This is a genomic window from Modicisalibacter coralii (assembly GCF_004117855.1).
GTDB lineage: Bacteria > Pseudomonadota > Gammaproteobacteria > Pseudomonadales > Halomonadaceae > Modicisalibacter > Modicisalibacter coralii.
The window spans coordinates 1-15,454 of sequence record NZ_QWBW01000025.1; the positions used below are offsets into that span (position 1 = coordinate 1).

The 15,454-nt window shown below is 66.2% G+C and carries 13 protein-coding genes and 1 CRISPR repeat array; of the genes, 2 read left to right on the top strand and 11 right to left on the bottom strand.

Features of this window, described 5'->3' with window-relative positions:
* Window positions 1-27: 27 nt before the first annotated feature.
* Window positions 28-2,639: direct repeats of the CRISPR family, unit length 28 nt; unit sequence GTTCGCTGCCGCCCAGGCAGCTCAGAAA.
* Window positions 2,640-2,731: 92 nt separating this feature from the next.
* From D0901_RS20920 to typA, 9 genes are all read right to left on the bottom strand, one after another.
* Window positions 2,732-2,893, bottom strand: coding sequence for a hypothetical protein (locus tag D0901_RS20920; protein ID WP_162500876.1), 162 nt, complete (start codon window positions 2,891-2,893; stop codon window positions 2,732-2,734).
* 100 nt (window positions 2,894-2,993) lie between these two features.
* The gene (locus D0901_RS21130; protein ID WP_203234878.1) at window positions 2,994-3,170 is read right to left on the bottom strand and encodes a hypothetical protein; all 177 of its coding nucleotides are present in this window, start codon (window positions 3,168-3,170) and stop codon (window positions 2,994-2,996) included.
* Between the two features lie 35 nt (window positions 3,171-3,205).
* The gene (locus D0901_RS14065; RefSeq protein ID WP_129140936.1) at window positions 3,206-3,409 is read right to left on the bottom strand and encodes a hypothetical protein; all 204 of its coding nucleotides are present in this window, start codon (window positions 3,407-3,409) and stop codon (window positions 3,206-3,208) included.
* Between the two features lie 119 nt (window positions 3,410-3,528).
* Window positions 3,529-4,902, bottom strand: a complete 1,374-nt coding sequence (locus D0901_RS14070; protein WP_129140937.1) for an alpha,alpha-trehalose-phosphate synthase (UDP-forming) — start codon at window positions 4,900-4,902, stop codon at window positions 3,529-3,531.
* A complete protein-coding gene (locus D0901_RS14075; RefSeq protein ID WP_129140938.1) occupies window positions 4,899-6,728 on the bottom strand; it encodes a glycoside hydrolase family 15 protein in 1,830 nt (609 codons plus the stop codon). Before D0901_RS14075 ends, D0901_RS14070 begins: the two co-directional genes overlap by 4 nt.
* The gene (gene otsB, locus D0901_RS14080) at window positions 6,695-7,462 is read right to left on the bottom strand and encodes a trehalose-phosphatase (RefSeq protein WP_162500877.1); all 768 of its coding nucleotides are present in this window, start codon (window positions 7,460-7,462) and stop codon (window positions 6,695-6,697) included. Before otsB ends, D0901_RS14075 begins: the two co-directional genes overlap by 34 nt.
* Before the next feature lie 112 nt (window positions 7,463-7,574).
* Window positions 7,575-7,877, bottom strand: coding sequence for a hypothetical protein (locus D0901_RS14085; RefSeq protein ID WP_129140940.1), 303 nt, complete (start codon window positions 7,875-7,877; stop codon window positions 7,575-7,577).
* A gap of 108 nt (window positions 7,878-7,985) precedes the next feature.
* Window positions 7,986-8,615, bottom strand: coding sequence for an OmpW/AlkL family protein (locus D0901_RS14090; RefSeq protein ID WP_129140941.1), 630 nt, complete (start codon window positions 8,613-8,615; stop codon window positions 7,986-7,988).
* Between the two features lie 205 nt (window positions 8,616-8,820).
* Window positions 8,821-10,647: a translational GTPase TypA gene (gene typA, locus D0901_RS14095; protein WP_129140942.1), complete on the bottom strand. Its 1,827-nt coding sequence runs from the start codon at window positions 10,645-10,647 to the stop codon at window positions 8,821-8,823.
* A gap of 205 nt (window positions 10,648-10,852) precedes the next feature.
* Here typA and D0901_RS21135 point away from each other — a divergent pair, with 205 nt between their 5' ends.
* Window positions 10,853-11,416 (top strand): Spy/CpxP family protein refolding chaperone, encoded by a 564-nt coding sequence (locus D0901_RS21135; protein ID WP_203234879.1) that lies wholly within the window; start codon window positions 10,853-10,855, stop codon window positions 11,414-11,416.
* A gap of 26 nt (window positions 11,417-11,442) precedes the next feature.
* Here the strand turns inward: D0901_RS21135 and D0901_RS14105 are convergent, their stop codons facing one another.
* Together D0901_RS14105 and D0901_RS14110 are read right to left on the bottom strand one after the other, a co-directional pair.
* Window positions 11,443-12,432, bottom strand: coding sequence for a polysaccharide deacetylase family protein (locus D0901_RS14105; protein WP_129140943.1), 990 nt, complete (start codon window positions 12,430-12,432; stop codon window positions 11,443-11,445).
* A 292-nt stretch (window positions 12,433-12,724) separates the two neighbouring features.
* On the bottom strand, window positions 12,725-13,288 hold the full coding sequence (locus D0901_RS14110) for a glycosyltransferase family protein (RefSeq protein ID WP_129140944.1): 564 nt from the start codon (window positions 13,286-13,288) through the stop codon (window positions 12,725-12,727).
* A 587-nt stretch (window positions 13,289-13,875) separates the two neighbouring features.
* Here D0901_RS14110 and glnA point away from each other — a divergent pair.
* Window positions 13,876-15,285 (top strand): glutamate--ammonia ligase, encoded by a 1,410-nt coding sequence (glnA, locus tag D0901_RS14115; protein ID WP_129140945.1) that lies wholly within the window; start codon window positions 13,876-13,878, stop codon window positions 15,283-15,285.
* Window positions 15,286-15,454: the final 169 nt, after the last annotated feature.

The window sequence follows — 15,454 nt, forward strand, 5'->3', positions numbered from 1 at the left end:
TCGGCGCGGGCGTGGCGGTGTCACCGCGTTCGCTGCCGCCCAGGCAGCTCAGAAATGTCGCCAGGAACGCAACATTCCAAGGAATTAGTTCGCTGCCGCCCAGGCAGCTCAGAAAATTCGCCGCTACGTCGGCGGTGACCTGCTCAACGTTCGCTGCCGCCCAGGCAGCTCAGAAAAACCCCGAGCATCGCCGCGCCGAGCTGATGCTGTTCGCTGCCGCCCAGGCAGCTCAGAAACAAAAGCGTGCTTTAGGTATTCTGTGGCGAGGTGTTCGCTGCCGCCCAGGCAGCTCAGAAATCTGACCGTCAAAATGTCCCCCCTTTCAGCATGTTCGCTGCCGCCCAGGCAGCTCAGAAAACCGGGATTGGCGGCGCCGTGGCCGAGCATGTGTTCGCTGCCGCCCAGGCAGCTCAGAAAAGATAGCCGGCATCCGACACCTGCTCGGTGCCGGTTCGCTGCCGCCCAGGCAGCTCAGAAAGCAGCCCGCGCCGCCTTCTCCAGCAGTTCCTTGTTCGCTGCCGCCCAGGAAGCTCAGAAACTCAGTTGCCCCTGCAGGGCCGCGTGCAGCCGGTTCGCTGCCGCCCAGGCAGCTCAGAAAAAGTGGCGTGCCATTGTACGTAAGAGCGGCCAGTTCGCTGCCGCCCAGGCAGCTCAGAAATCGCCCTCTCGCTTCACGTCCACTACCTCGGCGTTCGCTGCCGCCCAGGCAGCTCAGAAATGAACCAGAAACGCTCAATGACGCCCCGAGAGGTTCGCTGCCGCCCAGGCAGCTCAGAAAGTCCCACCCGCATAGTCCAGCTCGCAGAGCACGTTCGCTGCCGCCCAGGCAGCTCAGAAATCGCTAACGGCACGCTCGTACTGAGTAACACTGTTCGCTGCCGCCCAGGCAGCTCAGAAAGCTATAAATGTTCTTCCCGAGGCTGGCAAGATGTTCGCTGCCGCCCAGGCAGCTCAGAAAAACAAGACCGCCGAGGTCAACGCCAAGCGCCAGTTCGCTGCCGCCCAGGCAGCTCAGAAATCGAGCAGCATCGGCAGCGCCGCCGGGGTCTGGTTCGCTGCCGCCCAGGCAGCTCAGAAATTGAGGCGGCGAATCTCCCGCCATACGGTGACGTTCGCTGCCGCCCAGGCAGCTCAGAAAGCAATGCGGGCATGTCACTGTGCCGATGATTTGTTCGCTGCCGCCCAGGCAGCTCAGAAACATGTCCTCGATTACATGGTCGGCATCGAGAAGTTCGCTGCCGCCCAGGCAGCTCAGAAAGCCGCGCAGAACCTCACCGGCCGCCGACACCGGTTCGCTGCCGCCCAGGCAGCTCAGAAATCGACCCGCTCGAACGGCTGGACGAGGCGCAAGTTCGCTGCCGCCCAGGCAGCTCAGAAACAATTGCGCAGCGCCCGGGTCGTCGCCGCCGCGTTCGCTGCCGCCCAGGCAGCTCAGAAAAACCTGAAAATGGCGACCGAGCGGCAGTTCGCGTTCGCTGCCGCCCAGGCAGCTCAGAAAGGGAACGTGCAGCACTGCCGATACGCCGAACTGTTCGCTGCCGCCCAGGCAGCTCAGAAAGGCCAGCTCGTCGAGATCAGCGAGCGCTTGCGGTTCGCTGCCGCCCAGGCAGCTCAGAAAGACTACCAGCGCTGGGAGCGGCGCCAGCACGCGTTCGCTGCCGCCCAGGCAGCTCAGAAATATCGCCGTCCCGCGAGCAGTGAGAACTGCCTGTTCGCTGCCGCCCAGGCAGCTCAGAAATGCACCTCGACGTGCTTCTCGCCGGCGGCCTGGTTCGCTGCCGCCCAGGCAGCTCAGAAAGAGTGGACCGACTACTATGCCGGCCAAGTGCGGTTCGCTGCCGCCCAGGCAGCTCAGAAACCCGAAAAGCCCGAGCCACCCACCGGCTATACGTTCGCTGCCGCCCAGGCAGCTCAGAAAGTTGGAAGTGGATCGGCCAGCAGCAGGGCAGCGTTCGCTGCCGCCCAGGCAGCTCAGAAATGGGTCGATCCCGGCGTCACGCATCATCTTCCGTTCGCTGCCGCCCAGGCAGCTCAGAAATGGGATGCTTTAACCGCAGCCCTTGCCCTCGCCGTTCGCTGCCGCCCAGGCAGCTCAGAAATGATGCTGAGGCGCAGGGCTAGGCTCGACAGGGTTCGCTGCCGCCCAGGCAGCTCAGAAAATGCTCAGTACATGGACAAGCGGCGGGAGATGGTTCGCTGCCGCCCAGGCAGCTCAGAAAAATCTGCACAGCCATTCAGCCAGGTGCGCATCGTTCGCTGCCGCCCAGGCAGCTCAGAAAGACAGCGTGCTCGATGAGATGGGGATCAGCTGGTTCGCTGCCGCCCAGGCAGCTCAGAAAATGGGCGGTAGCTCTAAGAGCAAATCCAGCTCGTTCGCTGCCGCCCAGGCAGCTCAGAAAATGGGCGGTAGCTCTAAGAGCAAATCCAGCTCGTTCGCTGCCGCCCAGGCAGCTCAGAAAACATAGCCCTCGTCCAGCGAGGCGTGGTACCGGTTCGCTGCCGCCCAGGCAGCTGAGAAAGGCGCACCGCCGCCCGACTACAAACCGCCCCGGTTCGCTGCCGCCCAGGCAGCTCAGAAAAGCCGCTGGTCCCGCTGAGCGCTACCCAGCCCGTTCGCTGCCGCCCAGGCAGCTCAGAAATCTCCATGCGCCGCCGCCCGGCCGAGGCCTACGTTCGCTGCCGCCCAGGCAGTCCGAGCGTCATTCCACACAGGGGATGGACGCTCGTCTTTCTAGCCCAGCTTTGCCGGATCGGGTGAGGTCGGCGCTTGCGCCGCTTTTTCGGTGGATTCGTCAGGTGTCTTTGCCCCGGCACTCAACCGCCAGTCGATATGCGCGAGAAGCAGCAGTTGCAAGGCGAGGAAGGCGAAGCAGGTGGTGACACTGAGTGTCATGGGGGCGTACTCGAAAACGGCGGATGCCGCGTCTGGAGTATAGCCGGTGCGGGGCGTTCGGTGGACAAGGCGGGCAGCCCGCCGGAGCGGGCCGCGGGACTCAGTGTTCGTCGTTCTCGAAGCGTTCGGCGGCGCGCAGGGCGTCGTCCTGGGTGTCGTGCTCGGAGACGACGTTCTCGTTATCGGGCTGGCTTTCGTCGATCACCACCCAGCCGGTCACTTTCTCGTTCATGGCGCGGGCGGCGAAGACCGGCTCCACGCGGGCTTGTTTTTGCATGGTCGCTCCTTGACGGATATCGCGAAGGTGGCGGTTCAGGCGCCGTCGCGGGATAGATCGCCGGCGGCCGGGCGGTTGAGCTCGGTGCAGGGGCAGCCCTCGTGGACGCAGGACATGCCCTCGGGATGCCCGGCGGCACAGGCCGAGCAGCAGAAGGCCTGGCCTTCGCTCATGGCGCTCTGCTCGCTGGTGACTTCATGTTCGCAGCCTACGCAGGCGCAGGTTCCCAGGTCGGCCATCGGTGTCTCCTGTCTGGCGGGTTCGCCCATCAAGGTAGTCACGACGTGGGGCGCTTTGCCAGTCGACCAGGGGCTTGCGGGCACGGCCGACTCCGTCAGGGAGCCGGCCGGGGTGGCGGTCAGGCCGGCGGGTGGGCGAGGTCGTCGATGAAGCGTTGGCGCCAGGCCAGCAGGCTGTTCTGGCGCAGCACGTCGAGCATCTGCCGGTGACGTTGGCGGCGTTCGTCCCGCGGCATGTTCAGGGAACGCTCGATGGCGCTGGCGATGTCGTGCACGTCGTAGGGGTTGACCAGCAGCGCGCCGCTCAACTCGCGGGCGGCGCCGGCCAGTTCGCTGAGTACCAGCACGCCGGGGTCGTCGGGGTCCTGGGCGGCGACGAATTCCTTGCAGACCAGGTTCATGCCGTCGCGCAGCGGGGTCACCAGGCCGACCCGCGCGGCGCGGAACAGGCCCATCAGGTCGGCGTGGGAGTAGGTCTGGTTGAGGTAGTGCACCGGCAGCCAGTCGATGTCGGCGTAGGTGCCGTTGATGTGGCCGGCCAGCCCCTCGAGCTGGCGGCGCAGCTCGTCGTACTCGGGGATCGCGCTGCGCGAGGGGCTGGCGATCTGCATGAAGATGGTGCGCTGGCGGCGGTGCTTGAAGTGGGTGAGCAGCGTCTCGATGGCGTTGAAGCGCTGCACCAGCCCCTTGGAGTAGTCGAGGCGGTCGGCGCCGATGATCAGGTCGCGCTTGCCGAGATCGGCCTGGAACTGGCAGGCCGGGTCCTGGGTGATGGCCTGTTCGGCTTCGGCGATGGCTTCATCGACGTCGATGCCCACCGGGTAGACGCCGGTGCGCAGCCGGTGGCCACGACAGGTGACGTGGTCGCCGTCGATGGTGGCATCGAAGGTCTCGACCAGGGCCTCGTGGAAGGCGTGACGATCGTTCTCGGTCTGGAAGCCGATGAGGTCGTAGTACAGCAGGTCCTCGAGTAGCTCGCGGTGGCAGGGCAACGCGCGCAGCAGGTCGAAGCTGGGAAAGGGGATGTGCAGGAAGAAGCCCAGCGGCTGGCGGACGTCGCGCTCGCGCAGTTCCTTGCCCAGCGGCAGCAGGTGGTAGTCGTGGACCCAGATCAGCTCGTCGCCCTGCAATAGCGGGGTCAGGCCTTCGGCGAAGCGGGCGTTGACCCGCGAGTAGGCCTTCACGTAGTCGAGCCGGAAGTCCATGGCGCCGAGGTTGAAGTGGAACACCGGCCACAGCACTTCGTTGGCGAAGCCCAGGTAGTAGTCGTCGTAGTCCTCCTTGGAGAGCGACAGCGTGGCATAGTCGATGGCATCGCGGGTGACCACGCTGGGCCGGTTGGAGGGGACCTGCTTGACGCGGCCGTCCCAGCCGAACCATAGCCCGCCGTGCTCGCGGAGCGCGCCGGTGATGGCCACCGCCAGGCCGCCGGCCTGGGGTTTGCCGGCCTCGGGAATCGATACGCGATTGGAGACCACCACGAGTCGTGTCATACGGCTTCCTCCCAGCTACGGCTCAGGTGCAGGGCGGAGTTGATCAGGCCGACCATGCTGTAGGTCTGCGGAAAGTTGCCCCACAGTTCGTGACTGGTGGTGTCGAGATCCTCGGAAAGCAAGCCCTGGGCGTTGCGGCATTCGAGCATGTTCTCGAACAGCCGGCGCGCCTCGTCGCGGCGGCCGATCGCCCAGAGGGCGTCGATGTACCAGAAGGTGCAGATGTTGAAGGCGTTCTCGGGGTGGCCGAAGTCGTCGGCGGCGGCGTAGCGGAACAGGTGGTCGCCGCGGCGCAGCTCGGCCTCGATGGCGCCGACCGTGCTGACGAAGCGCGGGTCGTCGGCGGCGAGGAAGTCGAGCTCGTGCATCAAGAGCAGGCTGGCGTCCATGGTGTCGCCGCCGAAGCTCTCGGTGAAGGCCTGGCGCGGCTCACTCCAGGCCTCGCGGCAGATCACGTCGTGCATGCGGTCGGCCTGTTGGCGCCAGCGGGTGGCGTCCTCGTCGAGACCGAGATGTGCGGCGATGCGTGCCAGGCGGTCGCAGGCGGCCCAGCACATGATTGCCGAGTAGGTGTGCACGCGGGCGCGGCCGCGATACTCCCAGATGCCGGCGTCGGGCTTGTCGAACAGCCGCGCGGCCTGTTCGCCGAGGATCGTCAGGCGGCGGAACAGCGCTTCGTCGCCGGGGCGGGCCAGGCGCTCGTCGAAGAACGCCTGATTGGCGGCCAGCACCACGGCGCCGTAGACGTCGTGCTGCACCTGGTGATAGGCGGCGTTGCCGACCCGTACCGGCCCCATGCCGCGGTAACCGGCGAGCCCGCTGACCTCGTACTCCTCGATGCGTACCTCGCCGCCGATCCCGTAGAGCGGCTGCAGCTCGTGCTCGGCGGCGCCGACCACCAGGTTGATGATGTAGTTGAGGTAGTTCTCCATGGTCGCGGTGGCGCCCAGGCGGTTGAGGGCGTGAACCACGAAGTAGGCGTCGCGCAGCCAGCAGTAGCGGTAGTCCCAGTTGCGCTGGGTGTCGGCGGCCTCGGGCACCGAGGTGGTCATGGCGGCGATCACCGCGCCGGTGTCCTCGAAGGTGCTGAGCTTGAGGGTGGTGGCGGCGCGGATCACGGCGTTCTGCCATTCGAAGGGAATGGCCAGCCCGCGGGCCCATTCCTGCCAGTAGGTGGTGGTCTGGGTCTCGAAACGCTGACACAGCGCGGTGACCGATTCGGTGATGCTCTCGTCGGGGCCCAGCGCGAAGTTGAGTTCGCCTTCGAGGACGATCGGCGATTCCTGCAGCACATGGGTGATCGAGGCGTCGGTGGTCAGCCGGGTCACCCGCCCCTGGCCGATGTAGCGGATGTGGTGGCTGCCGTGGGTGATGTCGGTGATGGGCTCGCCGTAGGCGGTGGTGGGGCGCAGGCGCACGCGGATCACCGGCGTGCCGGCCAGGCACTGCACGCGCCGTATCACGGCCTCGGGGCGGAAGGTCCGGTCGTAGAGCCTGAAGCGCGGGCAGAAGTCGGTGATGCGGATGCGGCTGCCGAACTTGTCGGTGAGTTCGGTGCACAGGATCGCGGTATTGCGCTGGTAGTACTGCCGGGACTCGACCTGGTCCTTGAGTTCGATGGCGAAGTAGCCGTGATCGGCGGTGTCCATCAACTGCGAGAAGAAGGGGTCGCCGTCGAAGCGCGGCAGGCAGCACCAGACGATCCGGCCATCGGCATCGACCAGGGCGCCGATCTGGCAGTTGCCGATCAGGCCGAGTTCCAGGGAGGTGGGGCGCGGTTGGGACGACGCGCTCAGGTCGTTCGGGTTGGCAGACTCTCCAGCCATGTCAGTACCTCCTGTACCGAGTCAAGATAGCAGGTTGCGGTGGTCTCGCCGCCGCGGCCGACGCGCACGCTGAGCCCGCCGCGGGCGTTGACCTCGCGGAAGGCGTCCTCGTCGGTGACGTCGTCGCCGACGAACACCGGGCGGCGGCCGCGAAAGGTCGGTTCGTCGAGCAGTCGGGCGACGGCGGAGCCCTTGTGGACGCCGGCCGGGCGCAGTTCGATGACGCACTTGCCGGCGACGGTCTCGAAGCCCTCGCCCAGCCTGGCCCGCCAGTCGGCCATGAAGCGGCGGCAGTCGTCGGCGCGATCGGGGGCGCCGCGGTAGTGCAGGGCCAGCGCGACGCGCTTGTCCTCGTAGTGCAGGCCGTCGCGGTCGGCGACGAAGTCGGCCAGCGCCTCGCGGCAGGCGGCCAGGCGTTCGGGGTGCTCGACGGCACTGTGATAGCCGCCCGCGGCGTCGCGCCATTCCAGGCCGTGGACGCCGGCCAGCGGCAGCGCGAGCGGGCCGAGCAGGCGCTCGAGTTCGGCCACCGGGCGGCCGCTGACGATCGCCACGGCGCCGTCCAGCTCGCGATCCAGGGTGGTGATCAACCGGCGCAGCGGCGCGGAGACACGGGTGTCCCGGGGGTGGTCGACGAGCGGCACCAGGGTGCCATCGAAGTCGAGAAACAGCGCCCAGTCATGGCGCGGGGGTGGTGGTGTCTTGGCATCGGGCGGTGTCTTGGAATCGGGCATCGTCTCGCCGGTAGTTCGCGAAAAACAGAACGTGACACAACAAACCGATAACGCGCGATGCGCTCGGCACCGCGCTGTCAGCATACGCCTTCACGGGGGCGGGGAGCGAGTGTCAGTCGTCGGGGGCGGCCGGCTGGAAGGCGCGCTTGTCGTCGGGCAGGCGTACCGTGTCGCCCAGGTTCAAGTCGCCGAGCGACTGCAGGCGTTCGCCGCTGCCGGGGTCGATCAGGGCGACCACGTCGCCGATGCTGGTGGCGTCGCGGTAGGCCTCGACCCGGATACGCACCGTCGCGCCCTTGTAGCGGCCGGTGAGGATGCTGCCGGGGTGAGGTTCACCGTAGTCGTTGGGATCCTTGGCGTAGTGAGCGGAAACGCTGGTCTCGCCCGGGGTGTCCCATTCGATGTGCTTGTGCATGCGAGCTGTCCCTGTCGCTGGTGGTGTCACTGCACAGGGTAGCGCGTGTGGCGGGGGAACGCCCATGGGGGCGGCACGCCGGACAGGGCCGGCGTGCCGTGCGGGGGCTCAGAAACGGTAGCTGAGGCCGCCCATGACCACGACCGGGTCGATCTCGACGTTGGCGTCGTAGTCGGTACCGGCGATGGTGGCGGTGGCGTCGGTATCGATGTCGATGTACCAGGCGGCGGCGTTGAGCGCCCAGTGCTCGTTGATCAGCAGGTCGACACCGACCTGGGCGGCGGCGCCCCAGGAGTCGTCGAGGTCGAGGCTGCCCACATCGAGTTCTTCGTCGGAGAAGTGGGTGTAGTTGATACCGGCGCCGACGTAGGGCTGGACGCGCGCGTCGGTTCCGCCCAGCGGGTAGTACTGCAGGGTCAGGGTCGGCGGCAGGTGCTTGGTGGAAGCGAGGTTGTCGCCGTTGAGCGCGATGTCGTGCTTGAAGGGCTCGGCGGCGAGCAGTTCGACGCCCAGTTTGTCGGTGAAGCGGTAGCCGAGGGTGAAGGCGAAGCCGCTGTCGTCACCGACGTCGACATCCAGGTTCAGGTCGTCGAATTCGCCGTTGTCGCTCTTGGGCTCGACCTTGGCGACACCGAAGCGGGTGTAGAAGTCGCCCTGCCCGTAGGCGAAGGCGGGGCTGGTGGCGACCAGGCCGGCGGCGGCGAGTGCGGCGGCGGAAAGCAGCATGGCGGTACGCATGACAGGAACTCCTGAAGTGACGATGACGACGCCGATGTTGCATGGACTGCGTGTCGGCGACTGAAAGCCCCTTCACCATATCTCTGCCGCGGGCGGGAAAAATTGTCTTGAGACAAGAATTGGCCGCTGTGGTTTCCCGGGCACGGCCGGAATACGACCTGGATCAAGAAAATGAAGCGGCCCGCGCTTGGCGGGCCGTGGCGAGTTACTTTTTCTTGGCGCGCTTGCGCTCGTTCTCGGTGAGGTGTTTCTTGCGCAGGCGGATGTGGTTGGGCGTGACCTCGACCAGTTCGTCGTCGTCGAGGAACTCGATCGCCTGCTCGAGCGTGAAGCGTACCGGCGGCGTGAGGACGATGTTCTCGTCGTTGCCGGAGGCGCGCATGTTGTCGAGCTTCTTGGCCTTGGTGGGGTTGACCACCATGTCGTCGGCGCGGTTGTTGATGCCCACCAGCATGCCTTCGTAGACCTCGGTGCCGTGTTCGACGATCAGCTTGCCGCGGTCCTGCAGGGCGTAGAGCGCATAGGCCAGCGCCTTGCCGGGAACCATCGACACCAGCACGCCGTTGCGACGCTGAATGGCGGCGTCGGGCTTGAGCGGGCCGTAGTGGTCGAAGCGGCTGGTGAGGATGCCGGTGCCCGAGGTCAGGGTCAGGAACTGGCCGCGGAAGCCGATCAGCCCGCGTGCGGGGATGATGAAGTCGAGCCGCACGCGCCCCTTGCCGTCGGGGTTCATGTTGGTCATCTCGCCCTTGCGGTAGCCGAGTTCCTCCATGACCGCGCCCTGGTGCTGCTCCTCGCAGTCGATGATCACCTCTTCGTACGGCTCCTGCTTCTCGCCGTCGATCTCCTTGATGATCACCTCGGGGCGGCCCACGGCGAGCTCGTAGCCCTCGCGACGCATGGTCTCGATCAGCACCGAGAGGTGCAGCTCGCCGCGTCCGGAGACCTTGAACTTCTCGGGCGATTCGCCCTGCTCGACGCGCAGCGCGACGTTGTGGATCAGCTCCTGCTCGAGGCGATCCTTGATGTTGCGGCTGGTGACGAACTTGCCGTCCTTGCCGGCGAACGGCGAGTCGTTGACCTGGAAGGTCATGGAGACCGTGGGCTCGTCGACGGTCAGCGCCGGCAGCGCCTCGACGGCACTCGGATCGCACAGCGTGTCGGAGATCGCCAGATCCTCGATGCCGGTGATGCAGATGATGTCACCGGCTTCGGCCTGTTCGGTCTGGACCCGCTCGAGACCCATGTGGGTCATCACCTGACCGATCTTGCCCTTGCGGGTGTTGCCTTCCTTGGTGATCACGCTGACCTGCTGATTGGGCCTGACGCTGCCGCGCTTGATGCGGCCCAGGCCGATGACGCCCACGTAGCTGGAGTAGTCGAGCGCCGAGATCTGCATCTGGAAGGGGCCGTCGAGTTCGACCTTGGGCGGCTCGACGATGTCGACGATCGACTGGAACATCGGCGTCATGTCGTCGGCGAGCGCGTCCGGCTCGGGGCCGGCGATGCCGTTGAGCGCCGAGCAGTAGATGATCGGGAAGTCGAGCTGCTCGTCGGAGGCGCCGAGGTTGTCGAACAGATCGAAGATCTGGTCGATCACCCAGTCCGGGCGGGCGCCGGGGCGGTCGATCTTGTTGACCACCACGATCGGCTTGAGCCCCTGGTCGAAGGCCTTCTGGGTGACGAAGCGGGTCTGCGGCATGGGGCCGTCGACGGCGTCGACCAGCAGCAGCACCGAATCGACCATCGACATCACGCGTTCCACCTCGCCGCCGAAGTCGGCGTGTCCCGGGGTGTCGACGATGTTGATGTGGTAGACCTCGTCATCGGGTGCCTGCCAGCGGATCGCCGTGTTCTTGGCCAGGATGGTGATGCCGCGTTCCTTTTCCTGGTCGTTGGAGTCCATGATGCGCTCCTGCCCCTCGGCCTTGCGGTCCAGGGTGCCGGACTGCTGGAGGAGCTTGTCGACCAGGGTGGTTTTGCCGTGGTCGACGTGAGCGATGATGGCGATGTTGCGAAGTTTCTCGATCACGACGGGATCCTGCAGGGAAATAAGGGGCGCATTATAGGGTCTAGGCCGTGACCCCTGCCACCTTCACGGCCCCGATTTCCGGGCTTTTGCGCTGTCGTGACCTGCATCAACGCCGCTTCGGCCGTTCCTTCATAGGCTTAACGGGACACGGCGCGAGTCGACTCGCGCGGTATTGCAGTAGTCGTGCAATAAAGGAGGAGCGACGATGAAACGCGGATTGATGGGTGGCGTGCTGGCGACCGTGCTGGTCAGCGGTCTGGCCCTGGCCCACGGGGGCATGATGGGGGGCGGTTACGGCCCCGGCATGATGGGTGATGGTTACGGCCCGGGCATGATGGGTGGCGGCTATGGCCCCGGCATGATGGGCGGCGGCTATGGCCCCGGCATGATGGGCGGCGGCTATGGCCCGGGCATGATGGGTGGCGGCTATGGCCCGGGCATGATGGGTGGCGGCTATGGCCCGGGCATGATGGGCGGTGCTCTGCCGTTCGGCGACGAGCGCCTGTTGAACGATGATCAGCGTCGGCAGATTCGCCGGATCCAGGGCGAGTTCTACAAGTCCCAGCAGCCGCTGATGGAACGCCTGCACGAGCGGATGGAAACGCTGCACGAACTCTATGGCGATGAGAAGGCCGATCCAACCCGTGCCGGCGACGTCTACGCGGAGGTCTTCAAGCTGCGCCGCGAAATGGCGGACAACGCCCGTCAGGCGCGCGAGCGGGTCTACCGGATCATCGAGCAGGCGGGCGACGCCGGCGGTTCCCCGTAAGAGGGGAGACGTCGGGCGCCGGGGTGTCACAACTGGCCGAGCAGGTAGTCGAACAAGCGCCCCGGACTCTGGGCCAGCGGCTGCGAGAGCGGGATGCGCGGCAGCGAGAGCGGGTCGTCGCGGTGCGATAGCCAGCCGCCCTGGCGGGCCAGGCCGATGGTCACGCCGCACTCCCTGACGATGCGGCGGACCCGGGCCGAGGGGTTGCGGTCGGGGTAGGCGAATACCGGCAGCGGTTCCCGGCACAGGCGCGCCAGCGCCAGACGTGAGCGCCGCACCTGGCGGCGTATCGCGTCGTCGTCCAGGCCCTCGAGGGCCGCGACACCGATGCCGCGGGTGCCGAAGCGGATCAGGCCTTCGTTCTCCAGCCGCCGGATGCTGAAGGGGTCGATGTGCGGCGGCGGCAGATCGAGTTCGATGGTCAGGTAGTCGGTCACCGCTTCCAGCCGGTGGGCGGCGACGCCCGCCAACTGCTGCAGGTAGCCGCGCAGGGCGCGGCTGTAGGCGGTGTCCCGCTGCGCGGGGGGCGCCGGCGGCAGGGGCAGGCCGGCATCGCCCAGCGCGTCGTGGATGCGCCGGGCATGCGGCCCTTGCCAGAGCCCGTCGCCGATCACCGCGCGCCAGTCGCCGCGGGCACGCTGCAGCTGGCCGCTGCTGACGAAGACGCTGGCGGGAAGCGCATAATGGTCGAGCAGCGGCATGGCGGCGTCGAGGTCGTCGCGCCAGGCGCCGTCGAAGGTCAGGGCGATGCAGGCCTGTGGCTGGTGATGGGGTTGCATGACCGTCGCCAGGCTGACCACCCGGGCGATGTCGCTGAGGCTGAGCAGCAGCCGCTCGAAGCTCTCGCGCCCCAGGCACCAGGGGGCACGGTGGGGCAGGCGGGCGGTGGCCTCGTCATCGACCACCCGGGGCAGGACGAGGATCGCGCTGCGTCCCCACAAGGGCGCGACCAGACTGCGCCGCCAGTGACCACGCAGGCGGCAGGCCAGGTCCTGGGCCAGGTTCAGACCGTTCATGGATAGCCTCTCCTTGTGCGCCTCGCGCACGACTAACCTCGGAAGCATCATACCGCGTGGCGGCGCCGCGGTGGTCGGGGGTCGACTAAAGGCTTGCCGGCTAAGGAAACGCTGCATAAATGCCTGCGCGGACTCGGCGTCCCCAACGAATCGCTTCGTTGCGTGGTACTGGGACGCCAGCCCGGTCGAAAACTCGCCTAACTTCATGTTATGTCTCGTTTTCTGCGTTCCATGCGCCTCGCGCTTCATCTCGCTCGTCGATTTATTCAGCATTTCCCTAACGGGCAGCGTCTCACCCGGCCGAGCGTTGCCCCTCCCATGGCTTGCGCTGCAGCACGCGAGCGTGGCAGGCCCTCAGCCGGTTCAACAGGTCCTGCTCGGCACCGCCCTCCAGCTCGGGATCGAAGCCGCCGACCCGCTCGAACCAGATGCGTCGCATGGCCAGCATCGGTACGCGGACACCGGGACGGTGCAGGCGCTGCAGCCAGTGCGTCGCGAACCAGCCCTCCGTCACCAGGGCCGTGACGTCCCAGTGCTGGTGAAACAGGGTCTGCTCGAGGAAATCCAGCCAGCCCGGCGGCAGGTCGATGACGGGGTCGATGAACACCAGCACGTCGGCCTGACTGTGGTTGGACGCGATGTTGAGCCGCTTGCCGTGGGGCTGGCTCGGTAGCAGCAGTTGCCGGGCACCGTGCGCTTCCGCCAGCTGATCCATGCGGTTGCGCGGCTTGTCGATCACCAGCCAGGTCTCCAGGCGCCCCGCGAAGCCCTGGGCGTTCTGCTCGATCGCCGCGAGAAAGCGGGCGAGGCGGAAGTAGCCACGTCGGGAATCGATGATGACGCTGTACGAGTTCATAGGGAGGGCGTCCTGAATCCGGTAATGGCCGTTTACCGTGACATCGACGCAGGCCGCCGGCTTCCTCGACGTCGGACGGCCGCTGCCCTCCGACGTGGCCCACATGTGTCCTGATAGCGTTTCTTGTTATGTAATCAAGTGTAGCTGTCGGTTTCAAAAGGTTGCAACGCCCCGGCTGGCTGATTTCCGAGACCGTGGGGAGTGATTTTTCCGGAGGCCCCCGGGCTGAGAGGGGTCATTCCCGGCAAGGGGCCGGGCCAGGCGGCGTCTCGCGCCGCATGCACCAATTTGGTGCCTGGTACGCCTTTTTTGCATTCTTGCGGTGCGAGCAGCTGTCGGGTGCACCCCGATGGCGCGAGCGGGCGCGTTCCCGCGGCGCCGTGCCGGCCCCGCTGGCGTCGAATTTTCACTGGGATTTCATGGGGTTGTCAGATGGCGTGCGAAACGGTTGCGCCATTTTGGCACGGTGTCTGCATTTGGTTTGCCAGAACGGCACGTCATAGGCAATCCTTGGTCGGCGTGCTAAAACGACGCTGGACACGCAAGCTATCGATTCGAGCCCGAAATGCTCATTTGTGGAGGACATCATGTCTGAGAAGACACTCGCCCTGATCGAAGAACACGACGTCAAGTGGGTTGACCTGCGCTTCACCGATACCAAGGGCAAGGAGCAGCACGTAACGATTCCGGCCAGCGCTATCGACGACGAGTTCTTCGAGGACGGCCAGATGTTCGATGGTTCCTCCATCGAAGGCTGGAAGGGCATCAACGAATCCGACATGATCCTGCGCCCGGAGGACGGCACCGGCTTCCTCGACCCGTTCACCGAAGACGCGACCCTGGTGCTGCGCTGCGACATCATCGAGCCGGCCACCATGCAGGGTTACGAGCGTGACCCGCGCTCCATCGCCAAGCGTGCCGAGGCCTACCTGAACTCCACCGGCCTGGGCGACACCGCCTTCTTCGGTCCGGAGCCCGAGTTCTTCATCTTCGACGAAGTCCACTGGCGTGCCGACATCGACGGCGCCATGTACAAGATCACCTCCGAAGAAGGCGCCTGGGCGACCTCGGCCACCAACGTCGAAGGCGGCAACCTGGGCCACCGTCCGCGCGTCAAGGGCGGTTACTTCCCGGTCCCGCCGGTGGACAGCTTCCATGACATCCGCAGCGCGATGTGCAACACCCTGGAAGCGATCGGCCAGGCGGTGGAAGTGCATCACCACGAAGTGGCCAACGCCGGCCAGAACGAGATCGGCGTCAAGTTCAACACCCTGGTCAAGAAGGCCGACGAGGTCCAGCAGCTCAAGTACGTGGTGCACAACGTCGCCCACGCCTACGGCAAGACTGCGACCTTCATGCCCAAGCCGCTGGTCGGCGACAACGGGTCCGGCATGCACGTGCACTCTTCCTTCTGGAAGGATGGCGAGAACCAGTTCGCCGGCGACGGCTATGCCGGTCTGTCCGAGACCGCCCTCTACTACATCGGCGGTATCATCAAGCACGCGCGTGCCCTGAACGCCTTCACCAACGCTTCGACCAACTCCTACAAGCGTCTGGTACCGGGCTTCGAGGCGCCGGTCATGCTGGCCTACTCGGCGCGCAACCGTTCCGCGTCGATCCGCATCCCGTACACGTCCAGCCCGAAAGGCAAGCGTGTCGAGTGCCGCTTCCCCGACCCGACCGCCAACCCCTACCTGGCGTTCGCGGCCATCCTGATGGCGGGCATCGACGGTATCAAGAACAAGATCCATCCGGGCGACGCGATGGACAAGAACCTCTACGACCTGCCGCCGGAAGAGGGCAAGAAGGTGCCGACCGTGGCCAACAGCCTCGATCAGGCCCTGGAAGCCCTGGACAAGGACCGCGCGTTCCTCACCGAAGGCGGCGTGTTCACCGACGACATGATCGATGCCTACATCGAGCTGAAGGACGAGGAAGTCGAGCGCCTGCGCATGGCGACGCATCCGGTCGAATTCGACCTCTACTACAGCTGCTGAGGGCCTCGGCCGGCTCGCGATGTCTGTCGCGGGCCGTGCCGGTCGTCTTCCGCCGGCTTGCTCGCAAGTCGCACCGAAAGGGGCTCGCCACGGCGGGCCCCTTTTTCGTTTTGCGTTACACTGCCGGAGGACCGCCGTCCGGGGCCGGTACGAGCGGGACAATGACCAG

Bases quoted from the DNA above. Each gene is read 5' to 3' on its own strand.
- D0901_RS20920 (WP_162500876.1), bottom strand. From the start codon at position 2,893: ATGACACTCAGTGTCACCACCTGCTTCGCCTTCCTCGCCTTGCAACTG.
- D0901_RS21130 (WP_203234878.1), bottom strand. From the start codon at position 3,170: ATGCAAAAACAAGCCCGCGTGGAGCCGGTCTTCGCCGCCCGCGCCATG.
- D0901_RS14065 (WP_129140936.1), bottom strand. From the start codon at position 3,409: ATGGCCGACCTGGGAACCTGCGCCTGCGTAGGCTGCGAACATGAAGTC.
- D0901_RS14070 (WP_129140937.1), bottom strand. From the start codon at position 4,902: ATGACACGACTCGTGGTGGTCTCCAATCGCGTATCGATTCCCGAGGCC.
- D0901_RS14075 (WP_129140938.1), bottom strand. From the start codon at position 6,728: ATGGCTGGAGAGTCTGCCAACCCGAACGACCTGAGCGCGTCGTCCCAA.
- otsB (WP_162500877.1), bottom strand. From the start codon at position 7,462: ATGCCCGATTCCAAGACACCGCCCGATGCCAAGACACCACCACCCCCG.
- D0901_RS14085 (WP_129140940.1), bottom strand. From the start codon at position 7,877: ATGCACAAGCACATCGAATGGGACACCCCGGGCGAGACCAGCGTTTCC.
- D0901_RS14090 (WP_129140941.1), bottom strand. From the start codon at position 8,615: ATGCGTACCGCCATGCTGCTTTCCGCCGCCGCACTCGCCGCCGCCGGC.
- D0901_RS21135 (WP_203234879.1), top strand. From the start codon at position 10,853: ATGAAACGCGGATTGATGGGTGGCGTGCTGGCGACCGTGCTGGTCAGC.
- D0901_RS14105 (WP_129140943.1), bottom strand. From the start codon at position 12,432: ATGAACGGTCTGAACCTGGCCCAGGACCTGGCCTGCCGCCTGCGTGGT.
- D0901_RS14110 (WP_129140944.1), bottom strand. From the start codon at position 13,288: ATGAACTCGTACAGCGTCATCATCGATTCCCGACGTGGCTACTTCCGC.
- glnA (WP_129140945.1), top strand. From the start codon at position 13,876: ATGTCTGAGAAGACACTCGCCCTGATCGAAGAACACGACGTCAAGTGG.